Below are 16,992 nucleotides of genomic sequence, written 5' to 3'. Positions count from 1 at the left end.
AGCCGCCCCGCCCTTGCCGCGATAGGGAACAATTTCTAAGGCATGTTCCGCGGCGGAGGGGCGACCCCGATGACGGTGCGAGTCTTGCTGGTCGAGGACGACGCCCTGATCAGCGAAGCGCTTTCCCTCGCTCTCGCTGACCAGGGCTGCATGGTGACGCAGGCGGCCTCCGGCGAGGACGCGCTGGCAATGCTGGAATCGGTGAGCGTGGACGTCGTCCTGCTCGACCTGATGCTGCCCGGCATGGACGGGCTCGCGGTGTGCAAGGAACTGCGCGTGCGCGGCGATCTTCCGGTCATCGTGATCACCGCCAGGGCCGACAGCCAGGACGTCATCGCGGGCCTGGAAGCCGGAGCCGACGACTACGTGACCAAGCCGCTGGTCGCGGCTGAACTGGCGGCGCGCATCCGAGCGCTGCTGCGCCGTGCCGCGCCGGTCCGGCGGTGCTGTCTCGAGGTCGGCGACCTGCTGGTGAGCACACACGACGAGACGGTTTCCCGCGACGGCGTCCCGATTCGCCTCACCCGCACCGAATTCCGGCTGCTGGCCGAACTGGCCGCCGCGGACGGCGAGGTCGTCACGCGCGAGCAGTTGCTGCACCGGATCTGGGGGCGCGACTGCTTCGGCGGCACGCGGCTGCTCGACGTGCACATCCGGCGATTGCGGCGCAAAGTCGAGCCGGATCCCGACTGCCCGCGTCTCGTGCTGACCGTCCGGGGCATCGGCTACCGTGCCGAGCCCCGTCCGTGAGGCCCGCCTCGATGTCCCGGCTTTCCTTGCGCTGCCGGGTTTCCGCGGCGTTCGGGCTCGGCCTGCTGGTGGTGGTCAGCGCCCTGTCCGCGGCGACCTGGCACCTCGCCACCGGTTATCTGCTCAACCAGCGCCAGCAGAGCGCCGACCGCCATTCGCGGGTCAACGCGCGGCTGGTCGACAACGAAGTCCGCCAAGGGAACGGCGGGCTCGCCGAGCTGCTCTCCGGCCTCACCGCCGGGACCCATTCGACGATCCTCGTGTCCCTGCCCAGCGGCTGGCGCACGGCCGGCCGCCCGATCCCGCCGGAAGCCCTCCCGCGCGGGCTGCTCTCCCGGGCCCACCCCCACGCACCCGCGCACGAGCGCTTCACCGCCGACGGGATCCCGGTCCTCGCGGTCGTCCAGCCGCTCGCGCACGGCTACTACGTCGAACTCCATCCGCTGCTCGGGCTCGAACGGACCTTCCGCGAACTGCGCATGATCCTCGTCGCGGGCACCGTGGCGTGCGGGCTGTTCGGCGTCGCCCTCGGTGCGTGGGCGGCCCAGCGCGCGCTCCGCCCGCTCGCCGCGTTCACCGAGACCGCCGCCCGGATCGCCCGCGGCGACCTGAGCGCCCGGCTGCCCGAACAGGCCGGACCGGACCTCGCTCCCCTAGCAGCGACGTTCAACTCCACCGCCGACGCCTTGGAACAGCGAGTCCGCCGCGACGCCCGGTTCGCCGCGGATGTCAGCCACGAACTCCGTTCGCCGCTCACCACCATGACGACCGTCGCGGAAGTCCTCGACCGCCGCCGCGACGCCATGCCCGCGCCCGCACAGAAAGCGCTCCAGCTCCTGCTGGCCGAACTGCACCGGTTCCGCGGCATGGTGCTCGACCTGCTGGAAATCTCCGCCGTCGACCAAGCCGACCCCGGCGAGGAACGCGAACTGGTCGACCTCGGCCCGCTCGTCCGCAGCGGGGTCGCGAACAGCCCCGCCCCGCGCCCGGCGCTGGACCTCTCCCCGGAACCCCTGCTGGTCACCGCCGACCGGCGCCGCCTCGACCGGGTACTGGCGAACCTGCTCGACAACGCGGCCCGCTACGGCGGCGGCGCGATCCGCGTGGCCGCGCGCTCGCGCGAGGGCGTGGTCCGGCTGGAAGTGGACGACGCCGGAGCGGGAGTGCCCGCCGAACTCCGGGAACGCATTTTCGAGCGGTTCTCCCGCGGCCTGCACGCCGGACGGCGGGACCCCGATTCGGGAACCGGCCTGGGACTGGCGATCGTCGCCGACCACGTGCACCGCCATGGCGGCCAGGTATGGGCGGAGGAACGACCGGGCGGCGGGGCGCGGTTCGTGGTCGAGCTTCCGGAGGCGCATGGGTGAGGTGGTTGGTGCTGCGGACGGGGTCCGCTTGGGGAAGGGGCGGGCTCGCCGACCTGGTGCCCGGCTCCGGATGACAGCTCGCTCTGTCTGCCAGCCGTCGACCCCGGCTGCCGGGTGTGGGCGCGTCCCGGAGTGCTTGGGTGCCGTCCCTCCGCGTCGCGAACGCGGAACCCGCCTCGGCGGGATAGGGGCCGCGCTCACCGTCGCATTCGCCATGCCGCGCCGCCCGCCGACTGCGACGGCGAAGCGTGGTCACGTCTTGGGACGCTTTGGTGAAACCCTCCGCGCCGCGAAGGCGGAACCTGCCCCACGGTGGGACAGCAACTCGCTCCGCCCGCCGACCGCGACGGCGAACGTTGGTCGGCAGGTGGAGCGCTTTGGTGAAACCCCTCCGCGACGGCGAACGCGGACCGGCCCGCGCTCGCCGTCGCATCCGCCAAGCCGCCACCCGCGACGGCGAAGCGCGAGCGCGTCCCGAATCGCCCTGGCGACACCTTCTCCGCTGCGAACGCGGAACCCGCCCCACCAAGGCAGGAACCGCACCCGCCCGCGAATTCACTCCAGCAGTTCGCCGCCGAACTGCATCAGCGACACCGTCCGGCGCGGCGAATTCTGCTTACCAGGGCATCCAAGCCCCGTTGTACCACTGCTCATTCGCGCTGTCGTTGTGGTGGTTGCCGTCGAAATCGACGTCGTAGTGGTTGATGTGGTCGGCCGGGTAGCCCAGCGGGTTGGCGGAGGTGTCGCAGACGTAGTCGAAGGTGCAGATCGACTTCACCGGCACGTTGCCGAAGAACCGGTCGACCCCGGCGAGCGGCGCACCGACGGCCGGGCCGAACACGTTGGTTCCGCCGTCGGCTCCCGGGGGTCCCTGGCGTTTGGGGTCGGCGACGAGGATGGCGTTGACGTTGTCGAACGTCATCCAGTTGTTGGTCACCCACACGTGCACCACCGCGGCGCCCATGGAGTACCCCATCATTTTCACGTGCTGGTCCGGGCACGCGGCGCGCTGCTCGCGGACCAAGCGGTTCAGCTCGTTGACGCCCGCCTGCGTGCTGGCGCCGTTGGGGATGTCCGTCGGGTACCCGACGTGCTGCGTGACGTTGTAGAAGCGGTCGGTGTCCCAATGGCTCCGCCATCCGCCGACCGCGATCGAGTACGTGCCGTCGCACGGTGCCGTGTCGGCTCGCGCGGCCGGGCCGGCGGCGAGCGAAAGCCCGGTTGTCGCGAGCAGGCCGGTCAACAGCGTCGCGATGCTTTTCTTCCTCATGCGAACCTTTCCGGTGGCTGATCGAATCCCCTAGTCAAGCGCTCCGACGATGACGGCGCACCCGGGGAAAGACCAGGCCGGAGGCCGGTCATTGCTGACCGGTCCGGTTTACCGGCCGGTCGCGGCGGGTTCCAGCGCGCTCAGCACCGACTGGTGGGTGAGCCAGCCGGTCAGCTCGTCGGTTCCGGTCAGCACGGGGAGGCCGGTGCCGGGCGCCTGGGTGAGCGCGTCGAGCGCATCGGCCAGGGTCGAGTCGGCGGTGACCAGCGGAGGAAGCTCGGCCAGGTCGCCCACCGTGCCCTCGTGATCCTCGCCCACCGCCTCGGCGACCGCGCGGGCGGTGACGCAGCCCTGGTACCGGCCAGCGTCGTCCACGACCGGCAGGATTCCGTGCCCGGACAGTGCGAGCGCGTGCGCGGCCAGCTCCAGCGGAAGGTTCTCGCGCAGCGGCTCCGGCAAGGGTTCGGTGACCGCGGAGACCTTCGTGTCGGCCAGCCGTCGCGCGGAGGGGTGCTTGTCCAGGTCGATGCCGCGGCGGCGGAGTTTGAGCGTGTAGATCGTGTCCCGCGACAGCACCCGGCTGGTCGCGGTGGCGATCACGATGGCGGTCAGCATCGGCAGGATCACCGTGTACTGCCCGGTCAGTTCGAACAGCACGATCACCGCGGTGATCGGAGCCCGCGCCGCACCCGCGAACGCCGCGCCCATCCCGATCAGCCCGTACACGCCCGGCGACGCGGTCACCGACGGAAACCACGCGTGCACCACGATCCCGAACGCCGTGCCCGCCATCGCCCCGATGAACAACGACGGCGCGAACACCCCGCCCGACCCGCCGATCCCGATCGTCAGGCTGGTCGCCACGATCTTCCCCAGCATCAGCACCAGCAGAAACCCGAGCACGTACTTGCCCTCGACCGCGTTCTGCAGCACGGGATACCCGACGCCGTACATCTGCGGCAGCGCCAGCAACAGCCCGCCGAGGAAGACCCCGCCGACGGCCGGGCGCAGCCACTCCGGACCGCGCCACAGCCGGTCGCACAGATCCTCGATCCAGTACAGCACCCGGGTGAACAGCACGCCGCACGCGCCGACCACCAGCCCCAGCGCCACGAACAGCAGATACTCCACCGGATTCCGCAGCGTGAACGGCGGCAGGTCCAAAAACGGCGCGTTCCCCAGCACCGCACGCCCGACGACGCTCGCCGTCACGCTCGCCAGCACCACCGCGCCGAACGACTCCGCCGCGAAATCCCGCAGGATCAGCTCCATCGCGAAGAACGGACCGGCCAGCGGCGCGTTGAACGTCGCCGCGATCCCGCCCGCCGCGCCGCACGCCACCAGCACCCGCAACCGCGATTCCGGCAACCGCGCCGCCCGGCCCAGCGCCGAGCCCAAAGCTGATCCGATCTGCACGATCGGACCCTCGCGGCCCACCGAACCGCCGGAGCCGATCGTCAACGCCGACGCCAGCGCCTTCACCACGCTGACCTGCACCGGAATCCGCCCGCCGCGCTCCGCGACGGCATACATCACTTCCGGCACCCCGTGCCCGCGCGCCTCCGGAGCGAACCGGTACACCAGCGGCCCGTACAGCAACCCCGCCAGCACCGGAGCCAGCAGCAGAAACCACGGCCCCAGCGCCGGAAACCACGAATGCGCCGCCCGCCCCGCGTCCGAATAGTCCGCGTGCCCGGAGAACACGTGCGTGAACGTGGTGATCAGCCAGCGGAACACCACCGCGCCCAGTCCCGCGCCCGCCCCGATCAGCACCGCCAGCCCGACCATCCCGGTCCGGCTCTCCCGCACCCACCGGCCCACCGGCTGACGCACCGGCACGACCAGCCCGCGCTTCCCCGCACTCTCTCCCGACGACATTGATGCAGTATGCAACAGTTGGGCGCGGACATGGTTGCGGGATCGCTCACATCCGGCGATCTCCTCGGCACACCAAGGGTTTCTGTCCGCTTTGCCGGGAAGCTGCCGGTCAGAACACGAAGTAGCGCAGCCACAGGTACGGCGCGGCGACGAGCACGGTGATGAGCGTGACGACCGCACCCTTCTTCGTGAATTCCCAGAACGAGATCGGCGCGCCCGCACGGGCGGCGAGACCCAGCACCACGACGTTCGCGCTGGCCCCGACCGCCGTCATGTTGCCGCCGAAGTCCGCGCCGAGCGCCAGTGACCACCACAGCGCCTCGGAATGCGAGGGGTCCGGGATGTCGTGGGTGAGCGCGAGCACGAGCGGGCTCATCGTGGCCACGTAAGGGATGTTGTCGATGACGCCGGACAGCAGCGCGGACACCCCGAGGATCAGGAACACCGCCAGCAGCGCGTTCCCGCCGGTGGCGTCGGCGGCGAGCTTCGCGAGCCAGTCGATCACGCCGGTCTTGACCAGCGCCCCGATCATGATGAACAGCCCGGCGAAGAACAGCAGCGTTTCCCATTCGACCCCGGCCAGATACTGCTTGGGCGGCGTGCCCGAGAGCAGCACGAGCAGACCAGCGCCGAGCAGCGCGACCACCGACGGGTCCAGGTGCACCACCGAATGCAGCACGAACCCGGCGAACACCACCAGCAGCACCGCGCCGGCCTTGATCAGCAGCTTCGGGTCCCGGATCGCCTCGCGTTCGTTGAGTCCCATGACGTCTTCGACGCGCTGCGGGTCGACGGCGAACGAGCCGCGGAACAGCCACGGCAGCACCAGGGCGAGCACGACGAGTTCGAGCGCGACGATCGGCGCGAGGTTGAGCAGGAAGTCGTTGAACGCCAAGCCCGCGCGGCTGCCGATGATGATGTTCGGCGGGTCGCCGATCAGGGTCGCGGTGCCGCCGATGTTGGACGCGAAGACTTCGGCGATCAGGAACGGGACCGGGCTGATGTCGAGCCGGTCGCACACCAGCAACGTCACCGGCGCGATGAGGAGCACCGTGGTCACGTTGTCCAGGAACGCCGAGGCGACCGCGGTGATCAGCACCAGCAGCAGCATGATCCGCAGCGGCGACCCTTTGGCGCGCTTGGCCGCCCAGATCGCGACGAACTCGAACACCCCGGTGCGGCGCAGGATCCCGACGATGATCATCATGCCGAGCAGCAGGAACAGCACGTTCCAGTCGACGCCGGTGTCCTCGGAGAAGAACGCGTCGGCCGAGCCGCTCACCCCGGTCGCGAGCACCACGCCCGCCCCGGCCAGCGCGGCGGTCATCTTCGGGACCTTCTCGGTCGCGATGAACACGTAGGCCACCACGAACACGACGACCGCGATGACCGTGCTCACCGGCGGGCCGCCCGGGTCTGGATCAGCGAGGCGTCAGCGCTTGCTCCAGCAGCCGCGACGCGGACACCACCCCGAGCAGCGTCCGGTCCCGCAGCACCGCGACGAGCGGGCAGCGCAGCCGGGCCATGATCGCGGCGACCTCCACGATCGTGTCGTCGGCGTCCACCTTCGGCAGTTCGCGCGGTTCGTCGGGCAGCAGTTCGCGCACCGTCCGCCCGCCCAGTTTGTCCGCGACCCGGTCCGCCATCGACTCGCTGAGCACCCCGGCCAGCGACGGATCGTCGCGCACATAGGGCGGAACCAAGAACTGCACGACGTCCGAGGCGGGCAGCACCGAGTGCGGGCACCCGGACGCCTCCGTCACCACCAGGCCGGGCAACCGGTGCTCGGCCAGCAGGCGCGCGGCCGCCAGCGCGTCCGAATCGAGGTCGACGACCGGGAACTCCTCGGCCAGGTCCGCTGCGCGCATGCCCCCAGGCTACGGCGGGCCGGGCGGCGGTGCCGGATTTCATGCGTTCTTTCCTTCCTCTTTGCGGCCGGTGGGCAGGTTGTCCGGCAGCTCGACCCGCGGCAGCGACAACGCCAGCACTGCGAGCACCCACGCCCCGATGCTCATCTGCGACAGCCGGTCCGATGTGATCTGCGCGGCGAACTTCGTGATCTCCGAAAGCAGATTCCCCAGCAGCTCGAAATGCTCCGCCGCCGCCCTGTCCACAGTGGCCAGTGTGGAACCCGTCGCGAACGCCAGCCATCAGACTCTCCAGGGTCGGTTCGACCGCCCGTCGCCCGGCTGGGCACGGGCAGGCCGACCAGACTTCCCGGCACTCCACGCGTAAAGATGCCGCAAAGAATCGCCCCGGGCAAACCGGGGCGGCGAAGGAAACGCGGGCGTGCTGGCCGCGCAGGCAGTCCTCGTAGACCGAAACCCGGAAGTCCTCATCGGGCAAAACGGCCGCGCCCTCCACCGGACTAATCGTCCGCCGTGGCGCGGGAGGCTAGGCGCCGACCGGCTCCACAGGTCGGTCCTTGACGGATTTCTGACGCGCGTTAACGGAATCTCTACGCGCGGGCCTGGATCCTGACGAGATCCATACGCTGCGCGGCAGGCCGCCGGGGGACGCTGCGGTACGTGCCAGCACCTATGTCATGGCTCAAACGGCTGGTGCTCGGGCGGCCGTTCCGGAGCGACACCCTCGGCGAGACGCTGCTGCCCAAGTGGCTCGCGCTGCCCATCTTCGCCAGCGACCCGCTGTCCTCAGTCGCCTACGCCACGCAGGAGATCCTGCTGATCCTCTCGATCGGCGGGCTGACCTACCTGGCGCTGGCCCCGTGGGTGGGGCTGGCGGTCGCGGTGCTGCTCAGCGTCGTCGTCATTTCCTACCGGCAGGTGGTGAAGGCCTATCCCAGCGGCGGCGGTTCCTACGAGGTCGCCTCCCGCAACCTCGGAAGCCACGCCGGGCTCGTCGTCGCCGGCGCGCTGATGGTCGACTACATCATGACGGTGGCGGTGTCGGTCGCCTCCGGAGTCGACAACATCATCTCCGCCGTGCCCGACCTCAACGAGCACCGGATCGCTCTCGACATCGGCTTCATCCTCGTCCTGACCGCGATGAACCTGCGCGGTCTCCGCGAATCCGGGCGAGCCTTCGCCGCGCCGACCTATCTGTTCGTGGCCGCGGTGCTGCTGATGATCGTCGTCGGTTTCTCCCGCACGATCGCCGGGCACGCGCCGGTCGCCGAGAGCGCCGGCTACACGATCCGGCCCGAACAGGTCGGCCTGACCGGATTCGCCCTGATTTTCCTGCTGCTGCGGTCGTTCTCCTCCGGCTGCACCGCGCTCACCGGCGTCGAGGCCATCTCCAACGGCGTGCCCGCGTTCCGCAAGCCGAAGGCCGTCAACGCGGCCCGCACGATGACCGCGATGGGCGTGATCGCGGTCGTCATGTTCGGCGGCATCACCGCGCTCGCCCTGATCGCGAAGGTGCACATCGCGGAGAACGCCTGCGATCTCGCCGGGTTCGCCGGCCAGTGCGCGACCGACCCGCAGCGCACGGTGATCAGCCAGATCGGCGCCGCCGTCTTCGGCGGCGACCACGCTGTCTTGTTCTATTTCCTCCAGGCCACGACGGCGCTGATCCTGATCCTCGCCGCGAACACCGCGTTCAACGGTTTCCCGCTGCTGGCCTCGATTCTCGCCAAGGACCGCTACCTCCCCCGCCAGCTGCACACGCGCGGCGACCGGCTGGCGTTCTCCAACGGCATCATCGCCCTCGCCCTCATCGCCGCCGTCCTGATCTACGCCTTCGACGGCTCGACCACCCGGCTCATCCAGCTCTACATCCTCGGCGTGTTCACTTCGTTCACCCTGTGCCAGGCGGGCATGGTGCGGCATTGGAACCGCGAACTGGCCGCGGGTTCGGGGCCCCGGCACGCGATCCTGCGTTCCCGGGCCAGCAACGCCCTCGGCGCGACTCTCACCGCGATCGTCCTCGTGGTCGTGCTGATCACCAAGTTCACCCACGGCGCGTATCTCGTCGTCATCGCCATTCCCGCGCTGTACCTGATGATGCGGGCGATCCACCGGCACTACACCCACGTCCGCGACGAGCTGCTGCCCGACGAGGAAAGCGAACTCCTGCCCAGCCGCGTCCACGCCATCGTGCTCGTGTCCACTTTGCACAAACCGAGCCAGCGCGCGATCGCCTTCGCCCGCGCCACCCGGCCCGACACGCTCACCGCGATCACGGTCAACGTCGACGACACCGAAACCCGCGAGCTGCAACGGCAATGGGAACGCCGCGGCATCAAACTCCCGCTGAAGGTCGTGGAATCGCCCTACCGCGAAATCACCCGCCCGGTCGTCGCCTACGTCAAGAATTTCGCCCGCTCCAGCCCCCGCGACGTGGTGTGCGTCTACATTCCCGAGTACGTCGTCGGCCACTGGTGGGAAAACATCCTGCACAACCAGAGCTCGCTGCGGCTCAAGGGACGGCTGCTGTTCGAACCCGGCGTCATGGTCACCAGCGTCCCCTGGCAGCTGCGGTCGAGCAAACGCCGCGACCTCCAGCGCGTCCGTCCCCTTCCCGGCGACCTCCGCCGGGGCGTGACCGCGCGGCGCAGCTGAATGACTCAGCCCGGCACAGGTAAAGCCTTCATTACACCGGCGCGGCAGCGAGCTTAATGTTGCCGCCTGACCCGCCATCGGCCGGTTCCGTCGGGCGCAACCGGCAATTGGCAGCCGGATAATCCCCCGGTTTCGTCAATTCCAGGTATTCCGGGGCCGCCGTAACGCGATTCCTCTTCGCGTCGACTGTGTGGGGGTAATCCATCTGGACACCGGATGAAAGCACCGCACAGAAGCAGGGGTAACTGCCCATGATTCAGCGATACCTCAAATTCGCGCCGGTCCTCCTGGTCGCCGCCGTCGTGGGAATCGTCGTCGGGCTGGTGATGCACGCGAAGAACGCCAGCCAGGTACAGGCGTGCGGCACCGCCTTCCACACCATCGAAAAAGCGTTCAGTTCGAACTACCGGGCCACCTGCGCCACCGCGAGTTCGCTGTCGGGCATCGGGATGGCGATCGTGTGGATTTCCGCCGCGGTGGCGGGCGTGGTCGTGCTCGCCGGAATCGTCTACTACATGCAGCGTGACACTCAACCGTCCACCTGAACGGGACAGAAACCACGTCGGCAAGCCCGGTCCCGCCCACGGGCCCGGGCTATTCCCGTACCGCCCGGCGCAATTCATGCCGCCGCCCGAAAAAGACGATCAGCGGCACCGTGAACAGCAGCGGGCCCGCAATCGCCAGCGGGCGTTCGGCCCACCAGATCCAATCCGGTGCGCGGTCGTCGGCCAGTTGCCGGTCGAAACCGAAATACACGACCGCACGGGCCAGAGCCATTCCGGTGGTGTGGAAAAGGAACAACGGCAGCGCGTATCTGGTGAGCACCGCGGTCGCCCGCTGCCAGCGCGGTTTGGCCAGTACGCGCTCAACGGCCGGACGCAGCACCTCGCACAGCCCGACCTGGAAGGCCAGCAGCGCGACGATGACGAACGTCGGCGGAGACATGTTCGACATCCGCTCCCCCGGCACTCCGACCATCGAACCGGGATACAAGCCCGACAGCACGAGCCCGGCGAGAGCGAACGAGCCCGCCCACAACAGCGCCCCGGCCACGTGCCGCGACGCGGCGACGATGCGGTGGTGGAAGAAACCCGCCTGGTAGGCCAGGCCCCACACCGCGGCCACATTGGCCCAGCTCACCGCTTCCCAGCCGAAGCGCAGCCGCAGGACGTCGATCAGCAGGGCGGCCCCGCCGAGCCAGACCAGCACGAGGACGTCGAACCGTTCGTGCAGCCACGCCATGACCGGCAGCAGCACAAGCAGGACGACATAGACCGCGAGGAACCACAGCGGGCTGAGGACCAGCATCACCGCGCCGCCGATCCACCGCACGCCGAAGGCCTCGGCCAGCACTATCCCGAGCGCGGCCCAGAGCGCGATCAGCACCCCGGCCGGTGCCACCAGTTCCTTGACGTGGTGCCAGACATAGGACCGCCGGGACTGCCCGCTGGCCTGGGCGCGCCGCCAGGACGCCAGGTGCACCGACCCGCCGACGTAGAAGAACACTGGCAGCACCTGCAGGAACCAGGTGAGCACCCACAGGCCCCGGAAGTACGCGAGCGGGTTCGTGGGCTGCGGCCCGGTCGGCGTCCAGTGCAGGATCGTGAAGGCCCAGTGCCACAGCACGACGACGACCAGGCTGACCGCCCGCAGAAAGTCCAGGTACGGTTCGCGTTCCTTGGTCGTCATCGCCATTGTCCCTTTCGACAGGCACACTGGAAGCACGATGTCTGTTACCGCTGTTGTCCCGAAACTGCCGGAAGTCACCGCTTTCCGGCGTCGTGCCCTTGCCGTGCTTCCCGCGGTCCTGCTGCTGGCGACGGCTACCGTGCTGGCCAACCGGGTGCTGCCCGGCTGGGCCTATCCCGTCTGCGGCGCGGTCGCCGCTGCCCTGCTCCTGCTTCTCGCCCGGTTCGCCGGCGTCGGATGGGCCGAAATCGGATTCAGCCGGCAGCACGCACGCCGGATGCTGTGGTTCGGCCTCGGCGGCTTCGCGGTCGTGGCGTTCGCGTTCGGTCTCGCCGCCGCGATCCCGGCTCTGCGCGTGGTGTTCCACGACGGCCGGATCGGTTCGCCGGGATTCGGGCAGCTGATGTGGCTCGCGCTGGTGCGGATCCCGCTCGGCACCGTGCTGATCGAGGAAATCGCGTTCCGCGGCGTGCTCCCGGCCCTGCTGGGAGCGGGCGAGCGCTGGCGCTGGTGGCCCGTGCTCGGCGCGTCCGCGCTGTTCGGGCTCTGGCATCTGCTGCCCTCGCTCGCCCTCACCCAGAACGCGGCGGTGCACCAGACCTTCGGCGGTCTTCCGCTCGCGATGATCTCCGTGCTGGCGATGGTCGCCGCGGCAGGGGCCGGGGTGTTCCTCTGCTGGTGGCGCTACACCGGCCGCGGGCTGCTCGCCCCGATGCTGGTGCACCTGGCCACCAACTCCGGCGGGCTGGTGCTCGCGGTGGCGCTCGTCAGCTGAATCGCCGCTCTCCCGCGCGGACGATCGTCCCGGCCGTTCCCGCCACCAGCTCGCGCGCCGCGGTCAGCCTGCCGATCGCGGCGAACTTCCCGCCGTTCTCGACGAACCGGCAGGCGGCGTCGACCTTGGGCCCCATCGAACCGGCCGGAAATCGCCGGGACCGCAGCTCACGGCTGCCGACATCCCGGATCGGCCGGGCCCGCGGCGTGCCGTAATCGTCCTGCACCGCCTCGACGTCGGTCAGCAGCACCAGCGCGTCGGCCCCGATCTCGCGCGCGACCAGCGCCGCGGTCAGGTCCTTGTCCACGACCGCTTCGACACCCCGCAAGCCCGGCCCGGCGGCGGCCACCGGAATCCCGCCGCCGCCCGCGCACACCACGATCGCACCGATCTCCAACAGGGTCTTCACGAAGGGCAGTTCGATCAGCTCGACAGGTTCCGGGGACGGCACCACCCGCCGCCACGCGGCCCCGTCCTTGCGGACTTCCCAGCCTCGCTCGGCGGCGAGCCGCTCCGCGGTCGCGCGGTCGTACACCGGGCCGACGAACTTGGCCGGGTCCGCGAATGCCGGGTCGTCGGCGCGCACCAGGGTGCGGCTCACCAGCCCGGCCACCGGCCGTCCGGAAGCGTTCTGCAGGGCCTGCGCGAGCCAGTAGCCGATCATTCCCTGGGTCTGCGCGCCGAGGACGTCGAACGGATACGGCCTGCGCAGCGCCGGATTGCTTTCGCTCTCGACCGCGAGCAGCCCGACCTGCGGGCCGTTGCCATGGGTCAGCACGAGTTCGTGTTCCCGCGCCACCGGGGCGAGCGCTTCGGCGGCGGCGAGAACGTGTTCTTCCTGGATGTCGGACTCGGCCGGTTCCCCGCGTTCGAGCAGGGCGTTCCCGCCGAGGGCGACGACGATCCTCATGCTCCCACCGTAGCGGCCATGACCGCTTTGATCGTGTGCATCCGGTTCTCCGCCTGGTCGAACACGACCGAGGCCGCCGATTCGAAGACCTCGTCGGTGACTTCGAGAGCGTCGAGCCCGTACCGTTCGCCGAGCCGCTGCCCGACCGCGGTGTCCCTGCCGTGCAGCGCGGGCAGGCAGTGCAGGAATTTCACCGCCTGGTTCCCGGTCGCGGCGACAACCTTGGCGTTGACCTGATACGGCAGCAGCTGTTCGATCCGCGGACCCCAGGCTTCCTCCGGTTCGCCCATCGACAGCCAGACGTCGGTGTAAAGGAAATCGACGCCGTGCACGGCCTTCGCGACGTCGTCGGAGACGAGGATCTTCGCGCCTGATTCGCGCGCCAGGCCAGCGGCGATCCGCTGGATCTCTTCCTTCGGCCACAACGGTTCCGGAGCGCAGACGCGGACGTCGAGGCCCAGCAGCGCGCCGGTGACGAGCAGCGAGTTGGCGACGTTGTTTCGTCCGTCGCCGAGGTAGCAGTACGCCACGTCGCCGAGGGAGCCCGGCGCGTGGTCGCGCATGGTGAGCACGTCGGCCAGCATCTGCGTCGGATGCCAGGTGTCGGTCAGCCCGTTCCACACCGGGACCCCGGCGTAGGCGCCGAGCGCTTCGACCGCTTCCTGGGACGAGCCGCGGAATTCGATGCCGTCGAACATCCGGCCGAGCACGCGGGCGGTGTCCTTGACCGATTCCTTGTGGCCGAGGTGGGATTCCTCGGGGCCGAGGTAGGTGATGTGCGCGCCCTCGTCGTGGGCGGCGACCTCGAATCCGGACCGGGTGCGCGTCGAGCTTCTCTCGAAGACCAGCGCGATGTTGCGCCCGGCGAGCCGCCGCCTGCGCGTGCCCGCTCGCTTCTCCTGGCGCAACTGGGCGGCGAACTCCACCAGGGAAAGGAATTCGGCGGCGCTGAGGTCGGTTTCCTTCAGCAGGTTGCGGCCCTGCAGATTCATCGGGTGCTCCTGTTCGGTCGGGCGGTTCGGGTAAGGACGGTCAGCGGACCGGGTCGCGTTCGATCGGGCAGCTCATGCAGCGCGGCCCGCCCCGGCCGCGGCCGAGTTCGCCGCCCGGCACGGTGATCACCTCGATGCCGTGCTTGCGCAGCATGGTGTTGGTGGCGACGTTGCGGTCGTAGCCGACGACGACGCCCGGCGCGACGGCGAGGTAGTTGTTGCCGTCGTCCCACTGTTCCCGTTCCGCGGCGCGGGCGTCCTCGTCGGTGGAGAGCACGGTGACCCGCTCGACGCCGAGCGCCCGGCCGATGCTGTCCCACAGGCTGTCGTTCTGCCGGATCTCGAGCGCGCCCGGCTCGGGGCCGGAAGTCACCGTCCACGAACGCAGTTTCGGGTCGAAGTACGGGCAGAGCACGAACGTGGCGGCGTCGACCATGGTCATCAGCGTGTCCAGGTGCATCATCGCGTGCGACCGGGGCAGTTCGACTGCGAGCACGGTGTGCGCCTGGCCGCTCTCGAACAACGCCCGGGACAGAAGTTCGACAGCCATCGGCGTGGTCCGCTCCCCCATGCCGACGAGCACCGCACCGTCGCCGAGGACGTGCACGTCGCCGCCTTCGACGGTCGCCGGGAAGTACTCGGCGTCGTCGCCGCCGAAATACGTGCGGAAGCCGGCTCCGGCGAACAGCGGGTGATAGCGGTAGATCGCCCGGGCGTGCAGGGTTTCCCGCTGCCGCGCGGGTTTCGCCATCGGGTTGATCGAGACGCCGCCGTAGATCCAGCAGGAGTTGTCGCGCGGGAACAGGTGATTCGGCAACGGCGGCAGCACGAAGTCGTCGGCCCGCAGGGTGTGCCATTTGAGACTGCTGGTGCGCAGCGGATGCAGGTCGGCTTTCAGGACTCCGCCGATCAACGATCCGGCGAGGCTCACGCTGTCGAGGTCGTCGAACACTTTCCGCAGCGGCAGCTCCAGCGCCGGGCCGACCGACCGCGGCGTGCAGACCCGGTCGAGCACGAACGCCCGGCCTTCGGGATCGTCCAGGGTTTCGGCGAGCAGCCGGTCGAAGTAGTGCACGCGCACGCCTTGCTCGCGCAGCGCCTCGGCGAAGACGTCGTGTTCCTCCTTGGCCTTCTTCGCCCACATGACGTCGTCGAAGAGCAGTTCGTGGATGTTGCGCGGGGTCAGCCGGGAGAGTTCGGCGCCCGGGCGGTGCAGGATCACCTGCCGGAGGCGGCCGGTTTCGGACGCGACTGCGAAGCTCATGGATGCGGTGCCTTTCGTGCTATCGGTCGGAATCAAGCCGCGCGCGGCCATTGCTCGCCGGTTTCCTCGGCGAGCGTCTCGCGCTTGCCGTGCGCCGCGGCCCGGCCCTTGAGCACTGCGTGCAAGACGAGACCCACCAGCAGCACAAGCATCGCCTCGTACACCGCGGCGTATCCGGCGGCGAAGGTCACCCACAGCGAGAAAAGCACCGCGGCGGCGGTGATGCCGAGGTCTCGGACCAGCAGCCAGCCGTGCACCCGCCGCCGCCGGGACACCAGGTAGGCCAGCTGCGCGCAGGCGGAGAAGAAGTACGGGATGGCGACCGTGACGACGGCCAGGTTCACCAAGAACGAAAACACCGTCAGCCCGGTGCCCGAGGTGTAGCGCCACACCATCAGCAGCGACGGCAGCAGCGCGGCCAGGATGATTCCGAACCACGCAGTGTCCTTGCGGTCGGCCCAGGCGAACGCCCTCGGGAACAGCCCGTCCGACGCCGCGGCGCGCGACACCTCGGTCGTCACCAGGGTCCAGCCGTTCAGTGCGCCGATCCCCGAGATCACGGCGAGCGCGGCGACGAGTTTCCCGGCCCAGCCGCCGCCCGGCAGGACCGCTTCGAACGCGGGCACGAACGGGGTCCCGCTCGAAACCAGCACGTCGTGCGGCACGAGACCCATCACCGCCGCGGACACCGCGAGGTAGACCACCGCGCTCGCGGCGGTGCCCAGCAGCGAGGCCCGGCCGACGTTCCGTCCCGGCTCGCGCACCCGTTTCGCCGTCACCGCCGCGACTTCGACCCCGATGAAGGCGAACAGCGCGACGCCCGCGGCGATGCCGATCGCGGTGTAGAGGCTTCCGCCGGAAGCGTTGAACGCGCCGAAATTGCCCTTCGACACGAAGAACCAGCCCACCACGCCGACGAACAGCAACGGCAGGAATTTCAGCACCACAGTGGTGTTCTGGAACCACGCCATCTGGCGCACCCCGGCGAGATTGATCGCGGCCGGGATCCACAACCCGGCCAGCGCGATGCCGAGGTCCACCCACGTCGTGGGATGGTCGATGCCGAAGAGGGCTTCGACGTAGAGCACCCACGACGCGACGATCGCGGCGTTGCCCGCCCACGCGGAAACCCAGTAGCACCAGCCGACGAGATAGCCCGCGAAGTCGCCGAACTCGCGGCGGGCGTAGGCGTACAGGCCCCCGTCGGAATTCGGGGTGCGCTTCGTCAGCTGTCCGAAAAGGACAGCCAGGATCGCCGCGCCTGCCGCGACCACGCCGAGGACCAGCAGCGAACTGGTTCCCGCGCCGGCCAGCACGGCGGGCATGGTGAACACCCCGGTGCCGATCACGCTGCCCGCCACCAATCCGGTCGCCGAGGTCAGGCCGAGCGCCCGGCTCCGGGACTCGGCCGGGTCTGTTTCCTGTGCTCTGGACATTTCACTCCTGTCGCCGCGACACCCCCATCGGGTTGTCATGCAACATCGCCGACGACCGGCGGCGGCAGAGGTCTTTCGGCCCGTGGGCGCCCGCGAAGGTCACCGCGCCGCCGCGGCGAGCGACGACCGGCGAAAGTC

Annotated in this window: 15 protein-coding genes; 5 read left to right on the top strand and 10 right to left on the bottom strand. The window is 69.7% G+C overall.

The window, feature by feature from the left end; genetic code table 11:
* Window positions 1–69 precede the first annotated feature (69 nt).
* Both ACZ63D_RS24595 and ACZ63D_RS24590 read left to right on the top strand, forming a co-directional pair.
* Window positions 70–750: a response regulator transcription factor gene (locus ACZ63D_RS24595; RefSeq protein ID WP_465356684.1), complete on the top strand. Its 681-nt coding sequence runs from the start codon at window positions 70–72 to the stop codon at window positions 748–750.
* A gap of 11 nt (window positions 751–761) precedes the next feature.
* On the top strand, window positions 762–2,117 hold the full coding sequence (locus ACZ63D_RS24590; protein ID WP_465356683.1) for a sensor histidine kinase: 1,356 nt from the start codon (window positions 762–764) through the stop codon (window positions 2,115–2,117).
* A gap of 616 nt (window positions 2,118–2,733) precedes the next feature.
* Here the strand turns inward: ACZ63D_RS24590 and ACZ63D_RS24585 are convergent.
* From ACZ63D_RS24585 to ACZ63D_RS24565, 5 genes are all read right to left on the bottom strand, one after another.
* Complete coding sequence (locus ACZ63D_RS24585) at window positions 2,734–3,387, bottom strand: cutinase family protein (protein ID WP_465356682.1); 654 nt, start codon at window positions 3,385–3,387, stop codon at window positions 2,734–2,736.
* A gap of 108 nt (window positions 3,388–3,495) precedes the next feature.
* Window positions 3,496–5,265 carry a chloride channel protein gene (locus tag ACZ63D_RS24580; protein ID WP_465356681.1) on the bottom strand — a complete coding sequence of 590 codons (1,770 nt, stop codon included), beginning with the start codon at window positions 5,263–5,265 and terminating at the stop codon, window positions 3,496–3,498.
* A gap of 109 nt (window positions 5,266–5,374) precedes the next feature.
* Window positions 5,375–6,664, bottom strand: coding sequence for an ArsB/NhaD family transporter (locus ACZ63D_RS24575; RefSeq protein ID WP_465356680.1), 1,290 nt, complete (start codon window positions 6,662–6,664; stop codon window positions 5,375–5,377).
* Window positions 6,665–6,686: 22 nt separating this feature from the next.
* Window positions 6,687–7,133, bottom strand: coding sequence for a CBS domain-containing protein (locus ACZ63D_RS24570; RefSeq protein ID WP_465356679.1), 447 nt, complete (start codon window positions 7,131–7,133; stop codon window positions 6,687–6,689).
* Window positions 7,134–7,172: 39 nt separating this feature from the next.
* Window positions 7,173–7,379 (bottom strand): hypothetical protein, encoded by a 207-nt coding sequence (locus tag ACZ63D_RS24565; protein WP_465356678.1) that lies wholly within the window; start codon window positions 7,377–7,379, stop codon window positions 7,173–7,175.
* 426 nt (window positions 7,380–7,805) lie between these two features.
* On the opposite strand from ACZ63D_RS24565, the gene ACZ63D_RS24560 reads away from it, so the two are divergent.
* Both ACZ63D_RS24560 and ACZ63D_RS24555 read left to right on the top strand, forming a co-directional pair.
* The gene (locus tag ACZ63D_RS24560; protein WP_465356997.1) at window positions 7,806–9,788 is read left to right on the top strand and encodes an APC family permease; all 1,983 of its coding nucleotides are present in this window, start codon (window positions 7,806–7,808) and stop codon (window positions 9,786–9,788) included.
* Window positions 9,789–10,039: 251 nt separating this feature from the next.
* Entirely contained in the window at window positions 10,040–10,333 is a 294-nt protein-coding gene (locus ACZ63D_RS24555) for a hypothetical protein (protein WP_465356677.1), read from the top strand.
* A 49-nt stretch (window positions 10,334–10,382) separates the two neighbouring features.
* On the opposite strand, the gene ACZ63D_RS24550 is transcribed toward ACZ63D_RS24555, so the two are convergent.
* Window positions 10,383–11,477: an acyltransferase family protein gene (locus ACZ63D_RS24550; RefSeq protein ID WP_465356676.1), complete on the bottom strand. Its 1,095-nt coding sequence runs from the start codon at window positions 11,475–11,477 to the stop codon at window positions 10,383–10,385.
* Between the two features lie 37 nt (window positions 11,478–11,514).
* On the opposite strand from ACZ63D_RS24550, the gene ACZ63D_RS24545 reads away from it, so the two are divergent.
* Window positions 11,515–12,252, top strand: a complete 738-nt coding sequence (locus ACZ63D_RS24545) for a CPBP family intramembrane glutamic endopeptidase (RefSeq protein WP_465356675.1) — start codon at window positions 11,515–11,517, stop codon at window positions 12,250–12,252.
* Here ACZ63D_RS24545 and ACZ63D_RS24540 read toward each other — a convergent pair.
* From ACZ63D_RS24540 to ACZ63D_RS24525, 4 genes are read right to left on the bottom strand one after another with little or no spacing between them, the layout of a single operon-like run.
* Window positions 12,245–13,162: a carbamate kinase gene (locus ACZ63D_RS24540; RefSeq protein ID WP_465356674.1), complete on the bottom strand. Its 918-nt coding sequence runs from the start codon at window positions 13,160–13,162 to the stop codon at window positions 12,245–12,247. The genes ACZ63D_RS24545 and ACZ63D_RS24540 overlap by 8 nt on opposite strands.
* Complete coding sequence (argF, locus tag ACZ63D_RS24535) at window positions 13,159–14,154, bottom strand: ornithine carbamoyltransferase (RefSeq protein WP_465356673.1); 996 nt, start codon at window positions 14,152–14,154, stop codon at window positions 13,159–13,161. Before argF ends, ACZ63D_RS24540 begins: the two co-directional genes overlap by 4 nt.
* Before the next feature lie 40 nt (window positions 14,155–14,194).
* Window positions 14,195–15,418: an arginine deiminase gene (locus ACZ63D_RS24530; protein WP_465356672.1), complete on the bottom strand. Its 1,224-nt coding sequence runs from the start codon at window positions 15,416–15,418 to the stop codon at window positions 14,195–14,197.
* Between the two features lie 32 nt (window positions 15,419–15,450).
* Window positions 15,451–16,854 carry an amino acid permease gene (locus ACZ63D_RS24525; protein WP_465356671.1) on the bottom strand — a complete coding sequence of 468 codons (1,404 nt, stop codon included), beginning with the start codon at window positions 16,852–16,854 and terminating at the stop codon, window positions 15,451–15,453.
* Between the last annotated feature and the right edge of the window lie 138 nt (window positions 16,855–16,992).

This window comes from Amycolatopsis sp. NPDC104775, from assembly GCF_055583325.1.
Note: the sequence above shows the minus strand (reverse complement) of the source record. Positions and strands in the feature narration are given on the sequence as shown.